The following is an 18,250-nucleotide window of genomic DNA, read 5'->3' on the forward strand; positions in this document are numbered from 1 at the left end:
CGTGTGACAACATATGATAATATAAATAAGAGAAATATAATAATTTTTACGTAGAATGACGATAAATACATGGTGGCATATCATAACGTAAATGGGATTTTGGCATTTGAGGGGCGAAATGTGCTGACATATACCATGTGAGCAATCGGTAGGGAAGTCGACTGAGTCTTGCTGCTTCTTGCCGGAGCGGCGCAAGCAACGCCCTTATCGCTTGCAGAGCGCAGTGCAGATAGAAGCAAAGCAAGGCGAGGTAAGACGAACGTGATTGAGCACATGGTATATGCCATCCGTCAGCCTCTCAAATGCCAAAATCCCTTCAAAAAGTGGAGGGACAAACATGAAGTTTGATTTTGACAAGGTTATAGACAGACGCGGTACAGGCTCCCTGAAGTGGGACGTGCCGGAAAACGAACTGCCAATGTGGGTGGCAGACATGGACTTTCAGACGGCTCCGTGTATCAGGGAGGCACTGGCAGCCCGGGTTGAGCACGGAATATTCGGATATTCTATCATCCCGGACGAGTGGGCAGATGCCTACGTGAACTGGTGGGGCAACAGACACGGATTTGCGATAGACAGGGACTGGCTGGTGTTCTGCTCCGGAGTCATCCCAGCCATATCAACGGCGGTGAGAAAGCTCACCACACCCGCAGAGAATGTTGTAGTGCAGACCCCTGTCTACAATATTTTCTTCAATTCTATATACAACAATGGGCGAAATATATTGGAAAGCCCTCTGAAATACGACGGCGATGGATATGCCATGGACTTTGAAGATCTTGAGGCAAAGCTTGCAGATCCACAGACCAGCCTCATGATACTCTGCAATCCACAGAATCCTGCGGGGAAGATCTGGGATAAGGAGACACTTGCCCATGTGGGAGAGCTATGCGCAAAGTATGGTGTGACGGTCATCTCGGATGAGATACACTGCGATCTCACCGATCCTGGAAAGGAGTATGTGCCATTTGCCACGGCATCTGACACATGCAGGGATATAAGCGTGACCTGTATTGCGCCGACAAAGACCTTCAACATAGCCGGAATCCAGACTGCGGCCATTGTGGTTCCGGATAAATTCCTGAGACACAAGATGTGGAGAGGTCTGAACACAGATGAGGTAGCCGAGCCAAATGCATTTGCGGTGGATGCGGCGATAGCAGCATTTACACAAGGCGGCGAGTGGCTGGACAGTCTCAGACAGTATCTTTATGAGAACAAGCAGTATGTCAGGAAGTTTATAGATGAAAAAGTGCCGGGTATAAAGGTGGTGTATTCGGAGGCCACATATCTGCTCTGGCTTGATTGCAGCGGAATCTGCGGCGCTGCCGGCGAAGACGGCAATGCCAAGGCTCTGTCGAAATTCATCAGGAAGAACACAGGGCTCTATATGTCGCCGGGACTTTCGTATGGCAAGAACGGAAAAGCATTTATCAGACTTAACATTGCATGTCCAAGATCAACCGTGGAAGACGGTATGAGGAGACTTGTCAAGGGTGTCAGTGATTTTAAAAAAGGAGATATAGATGAGTAGCAGTGAAAACTTGCTGAAGGACATGATATCTGGAAAGTCCATGACCGCATCCCAGCAGATAGGACTTACGGTCAGGCTCAGTATCCCGGCGATCCTTGCCCAGATCTCGTCCATTGTCATGCAGTACATCGATGCATCCATGGTGGGGCGTCTTGGTGCAAATGCATCGGGAGCCATCGGACTTGTCTCGTCCACGACATGGCTGTTTGGCGGGCTATGCATTGCGGTGACTACAGGATTTACAGTGCAGATAGCCCAGGCTGTGGGGGCCGGTGAGGATAAATCTGCCAGAAATATCATGAAACAGGGACTCATAATAGCCCTGTGCATAAGCGTCATACTCGCACTCATTGCAGCAGTGATAAGCACACCGCTTCCGAGCTGGCTCGGCGGTGAAGCTGCCATACAGAAGATGGCAAGCCAGTATTTCCTTGTGTATATGCTGGGACTTCCCGCTCTGCAGATGAACAGCATAGCGGGCGGCATGCACCAGAGCTCCGGAAATATGAGACTCCCGGGTATACTGAATGTCATGTGCTGCGTTATGGATGTGATTTTTAATTTGTTCTTTATATTCCCGACAAGAATTGTAAATTTAAGTATTCCGTTTTTATCCAGCGTAAGGCTGGCTGGTTCTCAGATGGCAGGAACGGTTCAGGCAGGAGCCTTTGGTTCCCATTTGTCAACACTTGTGCAGTCTGAAACCACGATGAATGGTCTGACATTTACCATGCCGGGACTTGGCCTTGGCGTTGCTGGGGCGGCGCTTGGAACCATCACGGCGGAGGCTGTCACCTGTGCCATCATGGTCACTACACTTCTGTGGAAGAACAAGACACTTCACTTAAGAAAGGGCGAACACTTAAGATTTCACAGGGATACCCTTACCAAGGCGGTGAAGATTGGGGCACCTGTGGGTCTAGAGCAGATGGTCATGTGTTCAGCGTATGTCATGTCCACAAAGATCGTGTCACCGCTCGGAACTATAGCCATCGCAGCCAACTCATTTGCGGTTACTGCGGAGAGCTTCTGCTACATGCCGGGGTACGGAGTACAGGCGGCAGCAACCACACTTGTGGGACAATGCGTGGGAGCCGGACAAAAACAGTTGTCCAGAAGGATGGCATGGATTACAATGGGATTAGGTGTGTCGGTTATGACTTTAGGCGGAGTTCTCATGTACATAGCAGCTCCGGCCATGATAGGTGTGCTGACACCGAACGAAGAGATAAGAAATCTAGGGGCGGCAGTGCTGAGGATAGAGGCATTTGCCGAACCATTTTATGCCGCATCCATAGTTGCATCGGGAGCACTCAGGGGAGCCGGGGACACTCTGGTCCCAAGCTGCATGAACTTTGCAAGTATGTGGTGTGTGCGGATACCGCTTGCAGCCATACTTGCACCTAGAGTCGGTCTCTACGGTGTGTGGATCGCCATGTGCGTGGAGCTCTGTTTCAGAGGAATCCTGTTCACCACAAGGCTTAAACGAGAAAGATGGATGCGGGTGTTTGACGAAAATTAAATATGATGTTTTATTGCAAGATTTAATATACCTGACTGGGAGCGCTTTCGCTCGTTTCGCCCTACAGCGGTACTAGCACTCGCAGAGAAAAACTGCTCGTTGAGTACCGGTGGGCTCAAATGTCCCTGCCAGGTATGATTAAACTTGCAATAAAACATCGTTAAACAGGGAGGAAAATATGCCAGTATTTGATTTCAGCGGAAGTGACAACAAGAATAAGAACATAGTTACATATGAGACATTTCAGTCATCGGAAAGAACAGCCACAGCAGAGAAACCGATAATGCTTCTGGAGAACTCGACCAGGAAGTGGGCACACCACTCCAGCGGAAAGTTCACAAATCCGATCAAAAGGACAGCATTTGAATTTGACGAGGTGGACGGAGTCCAGTCCGCAGACATATTGAAGATAGATGCGAGATTTGTAAGCCTTCTCAAATGGCTCGGTGAGAATCACATCAATGTCCGTCTGTCGGGAGAGAACAGACCGGAGGGCTATGCGGTGTACAAGATAAGGGAGACCGAGTTCGGCGGCGGAGCAAAGCTGTCGGCAAATGATGGATTCCTCCAGTTCATGATAGAGCGACTTCTTGCAAGTGATGCCCCTTCAGAAGATGAGAAATCCGAGGAGGAAGAAGAGGAGGAGGCACTTGGCGATGACATGAAGCTCACAAGCATGCAGAGCATCATTGACTTCATGCACTGCGCCGGAAGAACGCTCCCTGACAATATAAGACTGTGGGCGAGAAGAAATCTTGCGGTTGCCAGATCCAGCGAGGTATCCCCGGAGGAGAGACGCCACGCGCAGAGAGCACTCTCCATGGCGATGAACATCAGGTGGAAGAGCAATTATTTTGAGGCGATAGATCCAGATGAGGCGAGAAGAATACTGGACGAAGAACTCTACGGAATGGAGAAGGTCAAGCAGAGGATCATCGAGACGATCATCCAGATCAACCGTACACATACACTTCCAGCATACGGACTTCTGCTCTGTGGACCTGCCGGAACGGGAAAGTCACAGATAGCCTACGCAGTTGCAAGAATACTGAGACTTCCATGGACTACCCTCGACATGAGTTCTATCAATGATCCAGAGCAGCTGACCGGAAGCTCAAGAGTATATTCAAATGCCAAGCCGGGAATCATCATGGAAGCATTTTCACAGGCGGGTGAGTCTAACCTTGTATTCATCATCAACGAGCTGGACAAGGCAAACTCCGGAAAGGGCAACGGTAATCCTGCGGATGTACTGTTGACACTGCTGGACAACCTGGGATTCACCGACAACTACATGGAGTGCATGATCCCGACAAACGGTGTATACCCTATAGCAACGGCAAATGATAAAGAGAATATCAGCAAGCCAATCATGTCGAGATTTGCAGTAATAGACATACCGGACTACACCCCGGACGAGAAGAAGGAGATATTCAACAAATTTGTTCTGCCTAAGGTTCTCAAGCGCATCGGACTTGAGGGAAGCGAGTGCATCATCCTTCCGGAAGGTGTGGATGCGGTCATAAAGAAGTGCGACGGCGTGACCGGAATCAGAGATATAGAGCAGGCTGCAGAGCACATAGTTGCACACGCACTCTACCAGATCGAGGTAAACCACGTCCAGAGCGTGACATTTGACGGTGGCATGATAGAGGAACTTTTGAGCTGATTATCGTCATATTACACAATTTACATTACAGAAAGTATTATGGTATACTCTCCTTATGAAACAAGTTTCATAAGGAGAGTATATTTATAAATGGCAAGTATAAGAGATGTTGCAAAGGAGGCCGGGGTCGCAATATGCACAGTGTCAAGACTTATCAACGGCACGGCAAAGGTTGAACCCGAGACTCAGAAGAAGATAGAAGCTGCGATGAAGAAATTGGATTATGTTCCAAATGAGCTTGCGCGAGGCATGTTCAAGGGCAGATCAAACTCCATTGCGATGTTGGTTCCAAATATCCAGCACCCATGGTTCTCATCACTGGCATCGGAGATAGAAAAGATACTTTATGAGAAGAAATACAAGTTTATGCTTTTTTCCACATCCGATGACAAGCAGAGGGAGAAGGAGTGTTTCAAGCTGTTAAAGTCCAACATCGTGGATGGGATCATATGCGGAACGTCGGCATGTACGGCGAAGGAATACCAGAAGATAGATAAGCCGATGGTCATGCTGGATTATAAGGTTGGCAGCAAATTTCCTGTCGTAGTGTCGGATCACAAGATGGGCGGACAGCTTGCTGCCCAGGAATTTATAAACAGTGGATGCAAATATGTCATCCACATATCAGGAATCAAGGTAGATAAGAATATCATGTCATTTGAGTGCCATGAGGAACTAGATAGAGTCCTTGCCGAGAATGGGATAAAATCCAGACGAGTTCCAATACAGTGGAACGACTTTGATTTTCATGGATATTTTGAGATGGCAAAATGCATACTGGAGGAGTATCCTGACGTGGACGGAATATTTGCCGCAGACATGCCAGCGATAGCATTCCTCAAGGCAGCACTTGCCATAGGTAAAAAGATTCCTGATGACCTGGCAATCGTGGCATACGACGGAACGTACATAACCAACGCCAGCACGACAAGGCTCACATCGATACATCAGCCGTACAAGGAGATCGCCCAGGAGGCAGTACGCCAGCTTATGGAGATGATCGACGGACCGGAGGAGGAAGATGATGCCGAAGGACAGGTTGAAAGTGCAACCGCAGATCAGATCGACAGCGCAAAAGAGAGAAACACACATATAGACGGAAATCTTATACTACTTCCGGTGAGCGTAGAAAAAGGCGATACAACTTTATAGTATGATTACGAAAAGAAGTTCATGAAGAGAAAATGAGGTGCCACTCAAAAATCATGAACTTCTTTTTTGTGTGGGTACAAAACATAAGAAACTTACTAAGAGCACAAAAATATCGCTTTTGCAATAGATACAAATTTGTGACGTTTTCATCTGGAAATCCCTGGTTTGCGAAAACTCCCTGGACATATGCTCTGCTTAATATGGGAATTCTCAGTTAGAGAAGGATTGCTTAGCGGTATCCTCCACATTGCCAGGGGCTAAGTCCCGGCACAAATCTAAAAAATCTATAAATCCCCTATTGACGAAACATGTTTCATATGATAATCTTAATACAAATGAAACATGTTTCATTTAAGCGCTTATGAAATGTGTTTTATCGGAACAATATGAATGATAGCGAGAATTAACAAGAGGGAAAATTCAAAGTAAGAAAAGGAGAAAAGGTTATGAGAGCAAAGAAATTAGTAGCATGTGCACTTTCAGCAGCTATGATGCTGGGACTTGCATCCATGACAGGATGTGGTTCAGCAAAGAAGGATTACGATCTGTATATTTACAACACAAAGTCTGAGATCGCAGACAGTATCCAGGATCTGTGCAAGGATTATGAGACAGAGACAGGAGTTAAGGTTAAGGTTTACACATGTGGTACTCAGGAGACCATGGAGACACTCAGATCAGAGATGAACTCCAAGAACTATCCTACACTGTACGCGATAAACCAGGCACAGTTCACAGAGTGGAATGAGGGCGGATTTGTACTTCCATCAACATCAGTAAAGAATGAGGAGTTAAAGTCAATCTACGATTCAATCCCAGAGAGCATGCAGCTCGCAGATGAGAGCGGAGCAAGCTGCGGAATCCCTTACAACGTAGAGGGTTACGGACTTATCGCAGATACACAGATGATATGTGATGTATTTGGACTTGACAACGCAGACGCATTTGTCGCTGATTACAGAAGCGCCAATTATGAAGAGTTCACAGGTATGATCAAGGCAATCGATGATTACATAAACGGCAAGGGTGGCGAGAAGGTTACACTTTCAGGCAATGCATACACCACGGCAAAGGACAAGACAGCCACAACAGAGAACATGAACGGAGTATTTGCAATCGCAGGTGCTGAGAAGTGGACATATGCAAACCACTATACAAACTACGCACTGAATGCAGTGTTCCCTAACTACAATGCAACGGCAGCAGCTACAAAGGAAGATGTTGATAAGCTGGAGGAGCCACTTGTAAAGATGGTTCAGGAGCTCGATATGCTTTCAAGCTACACAGCAGGACCAAGCGGCAAGGTAGAGCGTGGATCAGAGTACATCAACTCAACAGTGACAGGATATGATCAGGCAGTTCAGACATTTGCCGAGGGTAAGGCAATGTTCATCAAGCAGGGTAACTGGGTATACGGAACCATCGCAGGTGTGGATGCAGACAAGGCATCAAGACTCACAATGCTCCCAATGAAGGTCAACCTTGAGCAGAGTGACATCTCAGCTGAGGGTGTTACAGTTGACAAGATGAACAGCTCAATCCCTGAGTTCGTTTCACAGTATTACGTTATCAACAAGAAGGATTCAGAAGAGGAGCAGAAAGCCGCTGAGGACTTCCTTGTATGGCTCTACACATCAGATACAGGAAAAGATTACATCACCAACAAATTTGCATTTGTCCCATTCAACGCAGACGAGAGCGAGAAGCTTGAGAATCCACTCAGCAATTCACTTGTATACTATATGAGCAATGACCTTGTGATGGGCAATGACTTCGATGCATTCCCTGAGTCATGGGGACTCAATACCATTGGTGCAACTATTCAGGAGCAGTTGTTTACAAATCCTGATCAGTGGGATGAGAACACTATAAGAACAGGTGTGGAAGATGCACTGACAAAGTGGAAGGACAGCATCAAAGAGTAGTAGTTTAAAATATGTCAGATTCCTGATGGGGATTTGACAGGCAGCACCAGCCTTGACCGGAGAAGGTTCGGATCAGGCTGGTGCTAAATGTAGGAAAGGAAAAACTATGAAAAGATTTTACAAGAGAAAATTCTGGTTTATGGTTCTGCCATCTATAGTGTTGTTTCTACTGGTTATCATAGTTCCTTTTATAGAAGGTGTGATTTACTCCTTCACTGAGTGGAGAGGTTCATACTTCGTAGGTGGGGAGCACTGGTGGAACGCACTGGTGGGACTTAAGAATTATACAAGCATATTCAAGTCGAAGGATTTCCTCCAGTCACTTGGGTACACGGCCATATATGCTGTGCTCGCAGTAATAGCACAGAATGTCGTCAGTCTTCTTCTGGCACTCATGATCAAGAAACTTACCAAAGGCAAGGGACTTTTCAGAACAGTATTGTTCCTTCCGTATGTACTTGGAATGCTTGCCATGGGTTATGTATGGCGTTTCATATTTGAAAATGTATTTTCACAGACACTGTTCGGAACAGACGGTGTGGTACACGTAGAGGTGCTCAACAACATGCTTCAGAATCAGTGGAAAGCACTTCTGGCATACGCAATTGTTGGTGTGTGGCAGGTTGCAGGTTACTATCTGATAATCTACCTCAACGGACTCAACAATATTTCAGAGGATATTTATGAGGCTGCCAGAATAGATGGGGCTACGGGCTGGACAAGCTTCAGGAAGATCACACTTCCGCTTCTCATGCCTTCATTTACGATAGTGCTCTTCATGTCGCTGGCAAACAGCTTCAAGATGCTTGATCTCAACGTTTCACTGACAGAGGGCAATTTCGGAACGACCATGATATCCTACATGATACTGAAAACAGTAAGAGAGAGCTCTCCTCCGGCATACGGAGAGGCGCAGGCACAGGCAGTTATATTCTTCGTTATCATTGCAGTTATATCTATAGCTCAGGTAATGATCACTAAGAGAAAGGAGATCGAATCATAATGGGAGTAAGAGGCAAGATTAAAAGAGCAATCATAGTGGTTATACTCGCTGTATTGGCAATCGTGACCATATTCCCGATATGGTTCCTGATCGTCAATTCATTCAAGGGACAGCAGGAGATAGTAGCATCTCCAATAGCTCTCCCGAAGTCATGGAATCTGGACTATCTGAAGAATGCAGCTGAGCAGATAAATCTCGGTAGCAGCCTGCTTCAGACAGTACTCATAACAGTTGCGGCTGTGGCGCTTATCGTGGTCATATCTTCATTTGCCGCATGGGCAATTGCCAGGACAGATTCCAAGGTGGCAAATATACTCTTCATCGCATACACAGCAGCCATGCTCATACCTTTCCAGTCAGTTATGTACCCGTTGGTATCACTGATGGACAAGCTGGGACTCAAGAACACACCGGGTCTGATCCTCATGTACGGAGGCTTTGGAATCAGTATGTCGGTTCTGCTGTACAGAGGATTCATCAAGAGTATCCCGCTGTCACTTGAGGAGGCAGCCATGCTCGATGGAGCAAATATATTCCAGATATACAGATACGTTGTCATGCCACTCTTAAAGCCGACGACCATGACAGTTGTCATCACAAACGCAGTGTGGATATGGAACGATTACCTTCTTCCATTCCTCGTAATAGGAAATAACGACAAAAAGACGCTCACGCTGAGCTTGTATTACGCAAAGAGTCTGTCAGGACAGTACGGAAATCCTTGGGAGCTCATTTTCCCTGCGGTACTTCTTTGCATCATCCCTATCGTGATCATATTCATCATACTTCAGAAGAATATCATCGAGGGAATTTCAGCCGGAGCTGTGAAAGGATAAACATAAAATATGGACAGAAAATGGTGGAAAGAGGCGGTATTTTACCAGATATACCCTAGAAGTTTCTATGACAGCAACGGAGATGGCATAGGAGATCTGAAGGGAATAACCGAGAAATTACCGTACCTCAAAGAACTTGGCGTGACCGCTGTGTGGATATGTCCATTCTTCAAGTCGCCTATGAAGGACAACGGATATGACATATCGGATTACTATGATGTGAATCCTGAGTTTGGAACCATAGAGGATGCGGATGGACTTATAAGATGCGCAAATGAAAATGGCATCAAGATCATCATGGACATGGTCATCAATCACACATCAGACCAGCACAGATGGTTTCAGGAGGCGTGCCGGGACAGACACAGCAAATACAGAAATTACTATATATTTAAGGACAACATAGATGGACTTGCAGATCTCAGATCCAACTTCGGTGGAAGCACATGGACACAGATTGAGGATGGCAGCTGGTATTTCCATTCATTTGCGAAGGAGCAGCCGGATCTCAACTGGGAATGTGAGGAGATGAGACAGGAGCTCTATGACATGATGAACTGGTGGCTTGACAAGGGAGTTTCAGGATTCAGAATGGATGCCATCACATTTATCAAGAAAGACCTCTCATTCCCGCCTATGCCGTCAGACGGCGAGGACGGCAGATGCGATGTTGGAAAATGCTGTCTCAACAGGCCGGGAATAGATGAGTTTCTTCACGAGTTAAAAATCAACACATATGGCAGAGGAGACTTTGTGACTGTTGCAGAGACTCCTGGAGTTCCAAATGAGGATTTGGACAGATACATTGGGAGAGATGGACATTTCTCCATGATATTTGACTTTAGTTACACAGACATAGATATCAATCCGGGCGATCTCTGGCTGCACCAGAGAGACTGGACGATAGAGGAATTCAAGGACAAGCTGTTCACCAATCAGAGACTTGTGAAAAAGATCGGATGGGCAGCAAACTACCTGGAAAACCACGATCAGCCTAGAAGTATAGGCAAGTACTTCCCAGCTGGTGATATTCCTGAATACAGAACACAGATGGCAAAGGCGCTTGGTGCGTTGTTCTTCTTCCTGAAGGGTACACCATTTGTATATCAGGGACAGGAGCTTGGAATGATCAACACTCATTTTGACAATATAGATGAACTTGACGATATCAATTCCAAGGGACAGTATGCGAGATGCCTTGAAGCCGGATACAGTGAGGCAGAGGCGATGGAATCCGTAAATATCAGAAGTCGAGATCAGTCAAGACTTCCTATGCAGTGGAACAGCGAAAAGAACTTTGGATTCTCAGCACATGAGCCATGGCTGGCATGCAACAATCAGTGTGACCTCCAGACAGTGGAGCTTGAGAGTGCTGATAAGGACTCTGTGCTTAGCTTTTATAAGGCGATGATACAGCTCAGAAATCACTCGGAGTACACACAGACGCTTATCTACGGAGACCTGGAGGATGTGGAAACTGACAGCACTGGAATCATAGTGTACAAGCGTAAGCCGGTTCAGATTGAGTGTGCATGTGGAACTGGAGCAAATGCAGAAAGCGCAGACAGATCGGTATATGTTGTTGTCAACATGACCGGTGAGGATGTGGGCTATGCAATTCCTGAGACTGCGGATGTGCTTATGGGTAATTATGCGGATTACGATGGTACACTCAGACCTTATGAGACTGTGGTGTACGCGGTGTAAGCCGGGGCTGATTAGTATGCTCTGGGTGGATAAGATTATAAGTACAAAACAGCTAATAATTATGTAAATTAGCTAGTTTTAATCAGCTGGCAGAAAAAGCCTGAATATTGGTGGAGACTGATTGAAAATTACAGTTGGTCTGGTATCAGTATTCAGGCTTTTTTCATTGTCTGTATACTTTGGGGATACTTTGCTCAAATCTATAGACAAAGTGAATGGATCATTAAATGCAAGATATGTCTTAATGTTCAAAGCGTATTCACAGTTCAGAATAATCACCCAACTTAACCATCATCGGTACCATATTTGGTCAACTTTTTTCCATATAAAATCTAATTCCCAGATATTAAAATAACTGTATTAAAAGCAGTCAGACATGAGATTTTAGAGCAGAGGGTGCGCAGTGCACAGGCGTAACGGAGGTTGTCTGCTCAGACAAATAAATGGAGAAAAGGAGTCACACTTATGGGTATTATTTTTCATGAAGAGACACAGACATTTCACCTTACAAATGGTGAGATAAGCTACATCATGACAGTACTCCCAAATGGACATTTGGGAAATCTGTATTACGGCAAGGCTATAAGAGACAGAGCAGATTTTTCACATTTGCTGGAACTTGTTCAGAGACCTATGTTCCAGTATATAAATGATGATGACAGACTGTTTTCACTGGAGTCGGTGAAACAGGAGCTCCCTGTGTACGGAACCACTGATTACAGGGCGCCGATGGTGGAAGTCCTTCAGTCAAATGGCAGCAGGATATCAGATTTTGTGTATGTATCACATGAGATAAACGCAGGCAAGCCAAAGCTTGAGGCATTGCCAGCAACATACACAGAGGATGATGCGGAGGCTGAGACTCTGATCATCACATTAAAGGATTCACTCACAGGAATAAAGGCGAGGATGATCTATACGATATGGAGCGACAGGCCGGTCATAGCGAAGAGTGTAGAATATGTAAATGAAGGGGCAGAGGCGGTACATCTCACCACTGCTTACAGCATGTGCCTGGATCTCCCGGATCCTGATTATCAGTGGATGCAGCTTTCAGGCGCATGGGCAAGGGAGCGTCATATAATAACAAGAGATCTTGAGCAGGGAGTACAGTCCATAGGCAGTAACCGTGGTCATTCATCCCATGAGCACAATCCGTTTATATCGTTAAAGAGAGAGACAACGGGTGAGAATCAGGGAGAGGCGATCGGTATAAGCCTTGTATACAGTGGAAATTTCAAAATACAGGCAGAGGTTGACACGAGAAACACAGCTCGTATTCTTGCCGGAATAAGTCCAGATACATTTGACTGGAAGCTCGATGCAGGTGAGCATTTCCAGACTCCTGAGGCAGTTATTGTGTATTCAGACCAGGGACTCAACAAGATGAGCCAGACCTTCCACAAGCTGTATCAGAAGAGACTTGCAAGAGGTGAGTGGAGAGACAAGCCGAGACCGATACTCATCAACAACTGGGAGGCGACATATTTTGATTTCACCAGAGAGAAGCTCATAGCCATCGCGCGGAAGGCGAAGGAGTGCGGAGTTGAGCTGTTTGTCCTTGATGACGGCTGGTTTGGAGCCAGAACCACAGACCATGCAGGCCTTGGAGACTGGGTGGCAAATCCTGACAGACTTCCTGATGGAATCGCAGGAATTGCAGAGGATATAGAGAATGTAGGGCTGAAGTTCGGACTATGGTTTGAACCTGAGATGACAAATAAAGACTCAGACCTTTACAGAGAACATCCAGATTGGATTCTCTCGGTTCCGGGCAGACATGACTCACACGGAAGATCCCAGTACGTTTTGGACTTCTCCAGAAAAGAGGTCGTTGACAGGATATATGAGATGATGGCAAAGATACTCAGTACAGCAAAGGTTTCATATGTGAAATGGGATATGAACAGAAGTATCACAGAATGTTACAGCGCAGCACTTCCTGCTGACAGACAGGGTGAGGTGTTCCACAGGTATATACTTGGAGTGTACGATCTGTATGAGAGACTTACGAGCACATTTCCACACGTACTCTTCGAGTCATGCGCCAGCGGCGGCGGACGTTTCGATCCAGGAATCCTCTACTATGCCCCACAGGGGTGGACGAGTGATGACACTGATGCCATAGAGCGGATAAAGATACAGTATGGAACATCCATGTGCTACCCGATCAGCAGCATGGGAAGTCATGTGTCCGTTGTGCCAAATCATCAGACAAGACGTGAGGCTCCGCTTAAGACCCGTGCAAATGCTGCATATTTTGGAACATTTGGATATGAACTTGATCTTAATAAACTCACAGCAGAGGAGATAGAGGAAGTCAAAAAGCAGGTTAAGTTTATGAAGTCATACCGTGAGGTGATCCAGTACGGAACTTTTTACAGACTTGCAAGTCCATTTGACGATGAGGAGTGTGGCTGGATGGTCGTATCAGACGATAAGAAAACTGCCATCGTTGCATGGTTCAGAACACTCTACACACCGAACAAATGCTTCACAAGAATGAAGCTCCACGGCCTTGATCCGGATGCATTATACAGCTGCAATGTGCTCGGAGGTCAGGCACTCACAGTGAGCAAGACACCTGACGGTAAGCGGATATATGAGACAGGAACAAAGGAAAATGATGATCCTGCATCGGCAGATGTCGTTGTTGGACCGGATTGCTACGGCGATGAGCTGATGAACATTGGCCTTATTACCAGTGATACAACAGCAGGCGAAATAGTTGGCGAAGATGTTCCATGTGGTGACTACGACTCCAGATTGTATATTCTTAAGGCAGAATAATCTGGCCTGTTGACGGAGGTGCCTGACCCCTACCTGCCCCCGTTTGCCGTCGATAGAGCTATTGTTGGTGCAAGTTGCACATAATTAAATAAAAACTTCCCATATATTGTCAAAATGCATAATAGCGGTTTTTTTTGATGAAAAAATATGATATAATTGCATAAAGAAATTATCGGATGGGAATGATCAAATGCACAATAGGAAGAGAATATGCGTTATCAGCGCACAGGTTGATGAAAATACCCAGAATCGCTTTATGCAGGGACTTATGAAAAGGGCATACGATTTAGATTACGATGTATGCGTTTTTTCCATGTTCCTCAAATATCAGGATTCTACATACAGGGAGGTTGGAGATTCCAATATCTACAACCTTATTAATTTTGACCTTTTTGATGCCGTGGTACTCTGCCAGGATACATTGCAGACACCGGGACTGGTGGAAAAACTCGAAAAGCGCCTGCAGACAGAATTCCCTGATGGAGTAGTACTGGTGGTTGATAAGGAGAATAAGATTTATCCGTCGGTTATAATGGATCATTACACACCGATAGTAAAGCTGGTTGATCATCTTATAGATAAGCATGGATACAAAAACATATATTTCCTGAATGGATTAAAGGGACACATACATTCAAAGCAGAGACTTGCTGGATATCTGGATAGCATGAAAGCCCACGGACTTAACGTCACAGACGATATGATCTATTATGGAACATATTGGTATGATAGTGGAGATTACATGGTAGATGAATTGGTAAAAGACATGGAAAATCTGCCAGAGGCTATAGTATGTGCCAATGACTGTATGGCTATCGGAGTGTGTACAGCATTCGACAAACATGGAATAAGAGTTCCTGAAGATATAGCGGTGGTGGGATACGATTCCATAGAGGATGGAAGAAACAGCCCGGTTCCTATTACATCTGCGGATATACCGGCGGAGGATTGCGGACACTACTGCGTGGATTACATAGATGCAAAATTGAACGACAGGGAAGTCCCGGAATTCCATACCAATGTGGAGCTTTATATAGGAGGTTCCTGTGGCTGCGAAGGATGGGAGAAGGAGACTGTAAGGACACGCAGAGAGAAATGGGAGACGGCGCTGTCGGCTACAGGGTATTACTCATGCTTTAACAACATGATGGATGATCTGGTTGCACAAACAGATACTGAATCATTCTTTAACACAGTTTCAGAGTATATATATCAGATAAGACCATTTCAGGAGTTCCATATCTGCATGAATGATTACTGGAGAAATCCAGAGATCATGACCGGCGATGAGGCACTCCGTTACGGATATACAGATCAAGTATACAGGATAATCAAGTGCGGACCGGAGGAACAGGATGCGGACACGGTGGTAAGATATGATGATGTGTTTGAGTCATCCATGTTGCTGCCTGAGCTTTATGAGGACAGAGATTACCCTACTTCATATATATTTACCCCTCTGTATTTTCAGGATAGAAGCTTTGGATATACTGTGATCAACTATGGCAGAGAGCCTAGAGTGTTCGAAGAAGTATACAGATCCTGGATAAAGACAGTTGCGAGGGACATAGAATCATTTGCACGCTACGCGGGTGCAGCAGTGCTGTTCAAGAAACTCGAGGCAGAACAGATAAGAGACGGACTTACAGGACTTTACAATTACCGTGGATTTATGACACGTGCCATTGAGATGATAAATCAGTCAGAGCGTGCGAGTCAGGAGATTCTGGTTATAGCCTTTGATCTGAAAAACATGCATAAGATCAACAGCAAATTCGGCCGCGAAGAGGGAGATAAGTTCATAAGTTATGCTGCCCAGGCGGTGAATGAGATACTGGATAAGGGCGAGATAGCGATGAGGATGGGCAACGATGAGTTTGTCATCGCATCCATCACGGACAAGCTGGATGAGAACAGAGGCGAATGCATAGTAAAAGAACTCAAGACCAAGCTTGGTGAGATAAATACCGTCAAAGAAGATGGTATAGAGATAGGGATATATTATGTATGTGAGAAGGCGGCTGTGTCGAACAGCAGTGACCTGAAAAATCTCATAAATGATGTGGTAAATAAAAAGAATCACATAAAGGAAAAGAATCTGGCAAATAGCAGAAAGAAGATGGAGCTTACCAACAAGGACATTGAGCGAGATGAGCAGGTGGCAATGCTACTCGACAAGAATCTTCTCACGTATCATTTCCAGCCGATAGTCAGCGCAAGGGATGGTTCCATATATGCATATGAGGCACTCATGAGAGTATTTGCGCCGGTAAGACTGTCGCCACCGGAGCTGCTTGAGAGTGCAGAGAGACTGGAGAGGCTTTACGATGTTGAGAAACTCACACTGTTCAATGTGGTTGGGATCGTAGATGCCAATCCGGAGATGTTCAAGGGTAAGAAAGTATTTGTCAACAGTATGCCGGGACACATGCTCACACAGGAGGACAGAAAGATATTCCTCGCGAAGGTGAAACATCTCAAGTGCGCCGGGATAGTGATCGAGTTTACTGAGGGAGATGAGCTGTCGGATGCGGAGCTTGATGAGCTCAAGATGTTCCTCAGAGGCAATGGCATGGAGATCGCCATAGATGACTATGGTTCAGGATATTCAAATGTCAACAATCTGCTCAGGTACATGCCTGAGTATGTCAAGATTGACAGGATGCTGCTTTCAGGTATAGACAGTGATCCGCACAGACAGCATTTTGTAAATGATATAATAGAGTTCACAAGTGACAACGGTATCATGGCGCTTGCAGAAGGCGTGGAGACCACAAAAGAGATGAAGACGGTTATCCAGCTCGGTGCAGACCTGATACAGGGATATTACACTGCACATCCAAATGCGGAGGTAGTTCAGCTGATATCGCCTCAGGTGGTAAATGAGATAGTTCAGTACAATGAGGGAGTAAGCGATGTCGCCGACAGGCATGTGTTCGTGATGGAACATACCAGAAGTGTGTCTCTCATGAAGATAGAAAATAAGGGCTACACAAGTATAGTTGTGGCACAGAAAGCTGGCGGAGACAATACCGTACGGATAGTGGGCGCGCACGGATACAATTCCGATATTTCACTCAGGGTGAAGGATGGCTTTACGGGAACCATAGTGCTTCAAAATGCCAGCTTTTCAAGCGACAGGAATGTGCCAAGCATAGACTGCGGTGAGAATACTGACATCCACATACTCCTCGAAGGCAAGAATACATGTAAGGGTGGGGGCATAAAGATCCCAGAGTCATCCAGAGTTACATTTGCCGGCAATGGAGATATGAAAGTTCAGGTGAACAGCGGCACATATTACGGCATAGGAAATGATGTGGAGTCAAAGCATGGAGTCATACGATTCAAGCAGGATGGAGCGATATCCGTAGATGTAAACGGAGTAAATGGAACAGCCATAGGTGCTGGAAAAGGCGGACAGCTCCGTATAGAGAAGGGAAGATACGACATTTGCGTGAATGGTGAAAATGGCGTTGCTGTGGGAAGTATCGACAGTCCTGTTGACTTGAAGCTTCTCCAGTGTGACATGAACATACAGTTTGACGCTGCAAATGGTGTCGCTATAGGATCAGTGAATGGGCATGCTGATATAAAGATAAGCAACACTTCCATAGCACTCAGAGGATCAAGCAGTCGTTACGTCGCCGTGGGTACACTGGATGGTGATGGCAGCAGAGTTGATATATGCAGAGCGCATATAGACATGAGCCTTAGGGGTGATTCGTGTATAGGAATAGGATCAGACCATGGAAAGGCGGAGACCATAATAGAGGATGCCAATACAAGGATAACAGTGATAGGTGAACAGAGCTTTGCCATAGGCAGCAGAGATGGAAGGGGAATCCTGTCCGGTGTAAATGCCGATCTGAGCATCAGTGTAAAGAATGGAATCAACGTAGATGTGGCGGCGGCCGAGGATGACATAAGTCTGATAAACGGACGATACATGTTCATGCTCAACAACAGAAGTATTGAGCACAAGGTGATAGAGAAATATTAAATAATAACAGATAAATAAGAAAAAATGTATTATAATGCAGATGGCACCATGAAGATCATAGATGTCATCTGCATTGTGCGTCAAGAAAAAACAAGGAGGAGAATTGAAA

The 18,250-nt window shown here is 45.8% G+C and carries 10 protein-coding genes; all 10 read left to right on the forward strand.

All coding sequences use genetic code 11. From position 1 onward, the window contains the following. Positions 1–337: 337 nt before the first annotated feature. The 10 genes from NQ536_RS01980 to NQ536_RS02025 all read left to right on the forward strand — a co-directional run bounded on the left by NQ536_RS01980 (position 338) and on the right by NQ536_RS02025 (position 18,141). Positions 338–1,534, forward strand: coding sequence for a MalY/PatB family protein (locus tag NQ536_RS01980; protein WP_004851690.1), 1,197 nt, complete (start codon positions 338–340; stop codon positions 1,532–1,534). Continuing rightward, positions 1,527–3,056: an MATE family efflux transporter gene (locus tag NQ536_RS01985; protein ID WP_004851687.1), complete on the forward strand. Its 1,530-nt coding sequence runs from the start codon at positions 1,527–1,529 to the stop codon at positions 3,054–3,056. The genes NQ536_RS01980 and NQ536_RS01985 overlap by 8 nt, the downstream gene beginning before the upstream one ends. Positions 3,057–3,234: 178 nt before the next feature. Beyond that, entirely contained in the window at positions 3,235–4,725 is a 1,491-nt protein-coding gene (locus tag NQ536_RS01990; RefSeq protein ID WP_004851685.1) for an AAA family ATPase, read from the forward strand. Between the two features lie 90 nt (positions 4,726–4,815). Beyond that, positions 4,816–5,877: a LacI family DNA-binding transcriptional regulator gene (locus NQ536_RS01995; RefSeq protein WP_004851682.1), complete on the forward strand. Its 1,062-nt coding sequence runs from the start codon at positions 4,816–4,818 to the stop codon at positions 5,875–5,877. Between the two features lie 446 nt (positions 5,878–6,323). Then, the gene (locus tag NQ536_RS02000; RefSeq protein WP_004851680.1) at positions 6,324–7,802 is read left to right on the forward strand and encodes an ABC transporter substrate-binding protein; all 1,479 of its coding nucleotides are present in this window, start codon (positions 6,324–6,326) and stop codon (positions 7,800–7,802) included. Positions 7,803–7,908: 106 nt separating this feature from the next. Next, positions 7,909–8,805, forward strand: coding sequence for a carbohydrate ABC transporter permease (locus NQ536_RS02005; protein ID WP_044998090.1), 897 nt, complete (start codon positions 7,909–7,911; stop codon positions 8,803–8,805). Further along, positions 8,805–9,641, forward strand: coding sequence for a carbohydrate ABC transporter permease (locus tag NQ536_RS02010; protein ID WP_004851675.1), 837 nt, complete (start codon positions 8,805–8,807; stop codon positions 9,639–9,641). The genes NQ536_RS02005 and NQ536_RS02010 overlap by 1 nt, the downstream gene beginning before the upstream one ends. A 9-nt stretch (positions 9,642–9,650) precedes the next feature. Further along, a complete protein-coding gene (locus tag NQ536_RS02015) occupies positions 9,651–11,348 on the forward strand; it encodes an alpha-glucosidase (RefSeq protein ID WP_004851673.1) in 1,698 nt (565 codons plus the stop codon). A 465-nt stretch (positions 11,349–11,813) separates the two neighbouring features. Then, the gene (locus NQ536_RS02020) at positions 11,814–14,138 is read left to right on the forward strand and encodes an alpha-galactosidase (RefSeq protein ID WP_004851670.1); all 2,325 of its coding nucleotides are present in this window, start codon (positions 11,814–11,816) and stop codon (positions 14,136–14,138) included. A gap of 190 nt (positions 14,139–14,328) precedes the next feature. After that, positions 14,329–18,141 (forward strand): EAL domain-containing protein, encoded by a 3,813-nt coding sequence (locus tag NQ536_RS02025; RefSeq protein ID WP_004851668.1) that lies wholly within the window; start codon positions 14,329–14,331, stop codon positions 18,139–18,141. Positions 18,142–18,250: the final 109 nt, after the last annotated feature.

The organism is Coprococcus eutactus (genome assembly GCF_025149915.1).
GTDB classification, from domain to species: Bacteria; Bacillota; Clostridia; order Lachnospirales; family Lachnospiraceae; genus Coprococcus; species Coprococcus eutactus.